The organism is Serratia sp. HMSC15F11, assembly GCF_001808215.1.
Classification (GTDB): Bacteria; Pseudomonadota; Gammaproteobacteria; order Enterobacterales; family Enterobacteriaceae; genus Serratia; species Serratia nevei.
Window position 1 is genome coordinate 1 of the sequence record NZ_KV792425.1, and the last position, 6,659, is coordinate 6,659.

Annotated in this window: 6 protein-coding genes; 1 reads left to right on the top strand and 5 read right to left on the bottom strand. The window is 58.4% G+C overall.

What is annotated here, in order from left to right:
* Positions 1-31: 31 nt before the first annotated feature.
* From dtpA to rsxD, 5 genes are all read right to left on the bottom strand, one after another.
* A complete protein-coding gene (gene dtpA, locus HMPREF3138_RS08100) occupies positions 32-1,546 on the bottom strand; it encodes a dipeptide/tripeptide permease DtpA (protein WP_038873079.1) in 1,515 nt (504 codons plus the stop codon).
* A 604-nt stretch (positions 1,547-2,150) separates the two neighbouring features.
* Positions 2,151-2,792 carry an endonuclease III gene (gene nth / locus HMPREF3138_RS08105; protein ID WP_019455952.1) on the bottom strand — a complete coding sequence of 214 codons (642 nt, stop codon included), beginning with the start codon at positions 2,790-2,792 and terminating at the stop codon, positions 2,151-2,153.
* Positions 2,792-3,490: an electron transport complex subunit E gene (locus tag HMPREF3138_RS08110; protein WP_038873082.1), complete on the bottom strand. Its 699-nt coding sequence runs from the start codon at positions 3,488-3,490 to the stop codon at positions 2,792-2,794. The genes nth and HMPREF3138_RS08110 overlap by 1 nt, the downstream gene beginning before the upstream one ends.
* The gene (rsxG, locus tag HMPREF3138_RS08115; protein WP_038873085.1) at positions 3,487-4,116 is read right to left on the bottom strand and encodes an electron transport complex subunit RsxG; all 630 of its coding nucleotides are present in this window, start codon (positions 4,114-4,116) and stop codon (positions 3,487-3,489) included. Before rsxG ends, HMPREF3138_RS08110 begins: the two co-directional genes overlap by 4 nt.
* Before the next feature lie 9 nt (positions 4,117-4,125).
* Entirely contained in the window at positions 4,126-5,211 is a 1,086-nt protein-coding gene (rsxD, locus tag HMPREF3138_RS08120; RefSeq protein ID WP_038873088.1) for an electron transport complex subunit RsxD, read from the bottom strand.
* A gap of 363 nt (positions 5,212-5,574) precedes the next feature.
* Here rsxD and HMPREF3138_RS08125 point away from each other — a divergent pair, with 363 nt between their 5' ends.
* The gene (locus tag HMPREF3138_RS08125; RefSeq protein WP_038873091.1) at positions 5,575-6,468 is read left to right on the top strand and encodes a helix-turn-helix domain-containing protein; all 894 of its coding nucleotides are present in this window, start codon (positions 5,575-5,577) and stop codon (positions 6,466-6,468) included.
* Positions 6,469-6,659: the final 191 nt, after the last annotated feature.

The window sequence follows — 6,659 nt, forward strand, 5'->3', positions numbered from 1 at the left end:
GGTCTTTTACTTACGTTCAATCTGCCGGCGATCAGCGAGCCGCGGTGGCTTCCTGCGCTTTCTGATTGGCGTCTTCGGTGGTGTCCAGCGTCATGCGGTACAGCTTCGGCGCGGTCAGCATCATCAGGATAGCGATGACGGCGGTGACGATGCCGATCTGCATAAACACATGGCTGTAGATGGCCAGCGAAGCGTGCGCGTCGTTGATGTCGCTCGGGACGGCGGTCAGACCGGCAACCTTACCGGCGATCAGCGCGGCGGCGGCGGTGGTCAGGAACCAGGAGCCCATGATGAAGCCCATCAGACGCTGCGGCACCAGCTGTGCCACCATCGCCAGACCCAGGCCGGAAATCATCAGCTCGCCGATGCTCTGCAGCGCGTAGCTCAGGATCAGCCAGTTGACCGACACGATGCCCTGTTCGTTGGCGAAGCTGGCGCCCCATGGCAGCACCAGGAAGGCGCAGGAGCAGAGGATCATGCCGAAAGCGAACTTGTGCGGCATCGGCAGGCGATCGCCCATTTTGTTATACAGCGCGGCCAGAATTGGGCTGGCGAGCATGATCCAGAACGGGTTCAGCGCCTGATACTGCTCCGGCTCGAAGGCGACGCCGAAGATGCTGTGTTCCACGTTATGGATGGCGAAGAAGTTCAGCGAGGTTGGCATCTGGCTGTACAGCACGAAGAACACCACCGCTTCCAGCATCAGCAGGAAGGCGACGATCATCTTGCGGCGTGCGGCGCCGTGCAGGGCGAAGGTTTCCTTGGCGAACACCAATACGATGCCGGCGGAAACCAGGGCCAGCGCCCAGCGCGCAATCACCTGGTTGTGCAGCAGCCAGCTGGACACGGCGATCAGCGCCACGATGCCGACCAGCACCATCAGCAGCTTCGGCAGATGCAGCGGCTTGAAGTCAGGCTTGGAACCGTTTTCCTTCACCCACTTGTGGCACATCATAAAGTTGACCAGGGTGATCAGCATGCCGACCACGCTCAGGGAGAACGCCACGCTCCAGCCGTATTTTGCCGCCAGCCACGGAGTCGCCAGCATGGAGAAGAAGGAACCGATGTTCACCGACATGTAGTACATGGTGAAGGCGCCGTCGATACGCGGATCGTCTTTCTCATAGCAGGTGGACAGCAGGGAGGACGGGTTGGCCTTGAACAGGCCGCTGCCCACGGCGATGGTCGCCATCCCCATGTAGACCCAGAAGATGTCGTGGCCGGAGTAAGCCACCATGGCGTAACCGGCGGCCAGCACCAGCGCGCCGAGCACGATCACGCGTTTGGCGCCCAGCACCTTGTCGCCCAGCCAGCCGCCGATGGCGACGAAGCCGTATACCAGGGCGCTGAAGGAAGAGAACAGGGTGATGGAGTCGGCTTCGCTCATGCCGAGCATCTTGACCAGATAAACCGCCATGATGCCCTGCAGGCCGTAATAGCCGAAACGCTCCCACAGTTCGATCGAGAAGATCAGATAGAACGCTTTCGGTTGTTTGAACGCGTTAAGGCTAACGCTCTCCGGGTGTTGGTTGTTTGCTGTTGACACTGGTACCTCTGTTTTTTCGCAGCCCGTCTTTGGAGGACGGGAAAGTACAAAAGTTGATGCGGAACGGCATCCTTTTGCGTTGTTATAGGATGGGGACGGCGGTTAATGTTCACTATCTTTGTCAACGTGGCAAGCAGTTTGTCATATTCGGTTACATTTAACGCCCGCAGGATTATGCCGCGATGTTGCAAATGTTATGCAGTATTAACTTTCGGGTTTTAATGGTTTGCCGATTTTTTGTTTTGATTAAAAGCTATACGGATTTTAAACAGGGATATATTCTGCTGAATTGCTATTTTTTAGCGCATCAGTGTATGTACGGTTATTAATCCGTTGGAATGTTGTGTATATGGCGCGTTTTGTAAAATTATAGAAATTTAGGAAAACGGGACTGGCATTTGTGAACGCCTTGTGATCCCGAAAGCGTGACGTTCACCGCAATTTTCGACTAATTTTTCGCTTGAAAATAACACGGCACTGAGTTTTTCACTGAAAACCGTGATAATGCCGGGGTTACTGCTGCGCGATATCACATTTCCGATAAAAAAGAGGCGTTGGCGGGGGGAAGGGCGCGGTGGGGTACGGTTTGCCGCACCCCACAAACTCAGGACTCCGGATAAACCTTTTCTTTATACTCGCACAGGTCTTCGATAATGCAGGAGCCGCAGCGCGGTTTGCGCGCGATGCAGGTATAGCGGCCGTGCAGGATCAGCCAGTGGTGGCAATCGACCTTGAATTCGGCGGGCACCACCTTCAACAGCTTCTCCTCCACCTGATCGACGTTTTTGCCCGGCGCGAAGTGGGTGCGATTGCACACCCGGAAGATATGGGTGTCGACGGCGATGGTGGCCCAGCCGAAGGCGGTATTGAGCACCACATTGGCGGTCTTGCGGCCGACGCCGGGCAACGCTTCCAGCGCGGCACGGTCTTCCGGCACTTCGCCGCCGTGCAGCTCCAGCAGCATGCGGCAGGTTTTGATCACGTTTTCGGCTTTGCTGTTGAACAGGCCGATGGTCTTGATGTACTCCTTGACGCCATCAACCCCCAGCGCCAGCATGGCGGCGGGGGTGTTGGCGACCGGATAAAGCTTGGCGGTCGCTTTGTTGACGCTCACGTCGGTGGCTTGCGCAGACAGCAGCACCGCAATCAGCAGTTCAAACGGCGTGGTATACACCAGCTCGGTGGTCGGGTGCGGATTGTTGTCGCGCAGCCGGGTCAGAATTTCCAGTCGCTTCTGCTTGTTCATCAGGCCTTCTCAGCACGTCCTTGTTCCAGCAGCGGTTCCACCGCCACGGCGCGGGCTTTGCGCGCCTTCATTTTTTCGTCGATCAGATATTTGACCGCCAGCAGCAGCCCCAGGCCGATAAAGGCGCCCGGCGGCAACATCGCCAGCAGGAAGGGGCTGTCGAAATGCACCACTTCGATGCGCAGCGACTTGGCCCAGCCGCCCAGCAGCTGATCGGCGCCGTCGAACAGCGTGCCGTTGCCCAACAGTTCGCGCATCGAGCCCAGCGTCACCATCACGCCGGTAGCGCCGAGGCCGATGGCCATGCCGTCCAGCGCCGAGAGGCCGACCGGCTTCTTGGCGGCCACCGCTTCGGCGCGGCCCACCACGATGCAGTTGGTCACGATCAACGGAATAAAGATGCCGAGCGACTGATACAGGCCGAAGGCATAGGCGTTGATCAGCATCTGCACGATGCTCACCACGGCGGCGATGATCATCACGTAGATAGGAATGCGCACCTCGCTCGGCACCCAGCGGCGCACCGCGGAGATGGAGGCGTTGGTCAGCGTCAGCACCAGCGTGGTGGCCAGCCCCAGGCCGAGCGCATTGGTGACGGTGGAGGTCACCGCCAGCAGCGGACACATGCCCAGCAGCTGCACCAGGGCGGAGTTGTTTTTCCACAGCCCCTGGACGATCAATTCTTTGGCTTCACTCATTCGCTGGCTCCACACGCAGGTAAGCTTTCAAGTTTAGGCGGCAGCGTTTCCATATACAACGCCGTGCGGCGTACCGCATTGACCACCGCTCGCGGGGTGATGGTGGCGCCGGTGAACTGGTCGAACATGCCGCCGTCTTTCTTCACCGCCCAGCGCTTATCGTCCGGGCCTTCGATTTTCTTGCCGCTGAAGAAGGAAATCCAGTCGGAAATGCGCAGTTCGATTTTGTCCCCCAGCCCCGGGGTTTCGTGGTGTTCAATCACGCGGGTGCCGAGCACCGTGCCGTTGAAATCGGCGCCGACCAGCAGCTTGATGGCCCCGGAGTAGCCGTCCGGCGCGGTGGTTTCCAGCGCGGCGGCGGTCGGTTGCCCGTTTTTGCGCGCCAGGTACAAGCGGTGCGGTGCGCCGTCGCCCAGCGCTGAATCGCTGACCAGGAAGCATTCGTTTTGCATGACGTTGTCGTAGTTTTCCGGCGGTACCACCTGATCGAGCAGCGCTTTTTGCTGCAGCGCCGCCTGATGGGCGATGGTGGTTTTCGTCAGGGCGTAGACCACGGCGGTCAGGCCGGTGGTGACCGCCGCGAACACCGCCAGCGTGGTGCCGTGCTTTCTCATGGAATTCAGCATGGCGGCTCCTTAGCGATGGCCGTACACGCGCGGCTGCGTGTAGTGGTCGATTAACGGGACGGTGATGTTGGCGAGCAGCACGGCGAAGGCTACGCCGTCAGGGTAGCCGCCATAGACGCGGATCAGCCATACCAGCACGCCGATCAGCGCGCCGTAGATCAAACGGCCCTTCGGCGTAGTGGAGGCGCTGACCGGATCGGTGGCGATAAAGAACGCGCCCAGCATGCTGGCGCCGGAGAACAGGTGGATCAGCGGCGAAGCCTGATGCGCCGGATCGATCCACCAGGCCAGGCCGGAACAGAAGGCGATGGCGGCCAACATGCTGAAAGGGATCTGCCAATGGATCAGGCGGCGCGCCAGCATAAACAGGCCGCCGGCCAGGAAGCCGAGGTTGACCCACTGCCAGCCGATGCCGGCCAGGGCGCCGCCAAACAGCGGCTGCTGCAGCACCTGTTCCACGCTGTGGCCGCTGCGCAGGCCGGTTTTGAAGCCGTCGAGCGGCGTGGCCTGGCTGATGCCGTCCACGCCCATCTGCAGTTCGTGCAGCGTCGCGCCTTGCGAGGTATGGCCGCTGAAAATGGCCAGCAGCGTGTCGTGGAGCGACAGCGCGGTGGCACGCAGCTCATCCGGCGGCAGCCAGCTGGTCATCTGTACCGGGAAGGAGATCAGCAACACCACGTAACCGACCATTGCCGGGTTGAACGGGTTCTGCCCGAGGCCGCCGTACAGCTGCTTGGCGATGACGATGGCGAAGAAAGTACCGATGACGATCATCCACCAGGGGGCCAGCGGCGGCAGGCTGATGCCGAGCAGCAGCGCGGTCAGCAGGGCGGAGTTATCCGCCAGCCGGCTGCGCACCGGCAGCTTGCGCAGCTTGAGGATCGCGCCTTCCGCTGCCAGCGCGACGATCGCCGCCAGCGTCACCTGAATCAATACGCCGTAGCCGAAGAACCAAATCTGTGCCGCGATGCCGGGAATGCACGCCAACATAACCCACAGCATGATGCGACTGGTGCTTTGCTGGTTGTGGGTGAAAGGCGAGCTGGCGATGTGTAAGCCTTTGGCGGCTGTGGGTGATACCGGCCTGAACTTCATAGAGTAACGATACCTTCTGCGCCGCGCCTGCGGCAGTTTCGATGCGCCGTTCTGAAGGCGCGGCAAAAATGATAGCCGAGCATTCTACCTGATTCGATGCGAGGGTAATACGCCTTAATAATAGGGGTATTCAGCTTTTCGCATTCGCGGCGATCGGGGCAATGCAATTTGATTTTTTTTGGCCGAAAAATGGGCTAACGTAAGGAATTGTCAGTGGAACTTGTGCCGTTATCGACCGCAAAAAAACGGGTAACCGTATGAATGAGATATGATTTTTCTCCAAGTTTTCGCACAAAATAACAACTTTCACATAATCTGTATAGGTTACTATCGCGACATTATTGAGTTAGTGAATCCATAATAATGACAAATGAAGACATTTTTTTTATTGAAGAGCTAATTGAGTGGGTGGAGATACATCTGGAGAAACGGCCAAACCTGGATGAAGTCGCGCGTATTTCGGGCTATTCCAAGTGGCATCTGCAGCGTAAATTCAAGCGTATTACCGGCATTCAACTCGCCACCTATATCCGTTCGCGCATCCTGACGCGCGCCGCGGTGGCGCTGCGCATCACCCGTCGCTCGATCATCGACATTTCTGATGAGCTGGGCTTCGACTCGCAGCAGACCTTTACCCGCATGTTCAAGCAGCGCTTCAACATCACCCCCAATCGCTACCGCGCGATGGAGCACTGGGACGTGAAAAACCTGATGCCGCGCTTTAACTTCGAAGCCAGCTACGGCGCCGGTTATTATCCGGAGGTGAAGCGACTGACGCTGCCCGAGATGCAGTTGGTCGGCTTCACGCGCCGGCTGGATTTCGCCTCCGAGCAGGAGCTGGAGTACTCTTCCTGCATGGCGATGAAGGACGAGATTTTCAACGACTTCTTCAAGGGGCTGCACGTCGACTGTCGGCGGATTTACAGCATCTACTCTCCCCATGCCGGGGAAGGCGACGAGCTGTCATCCACGCTGGTGATGGCGGTCGATTCTGAACACAAAAAAGATATTCTTTCCAACCATCAGATAGACACCTTTCATCTGCCGAGCCGCGAATTTATCTCCATCAAACATAAAGGCTCAGCGAAAGAGTGCGTGCAGTTTTTCGGCTACCTGATGTCGCATGTGATGCCGGGACTGAAGGATGAGGTGCGCGGCAGTATGGAAATGGAGATCATTCAAACCAAAGAGTGGAATCCGGAATCCAAACTGCGCCAGATTGAAGTGGATTACACCTACCTGATTTCTATCGATTAAACGGCGCCCGGCAAAGGCCCGGCGCCGCTATCGATCATTTTTCTTCCGTTTCGGCCGCCAGCGATGCTCTGGAGGCTTTCTTGGCTTTGGCACGCGCGATAGCCGCTGCCACCGCGGCCTTGCGCGGATCTTCCTCGGCGGTTACCGGCGCCGTTTCCACTGGAGCAGGAGCGTCCGCCTGCTGCGCCGCT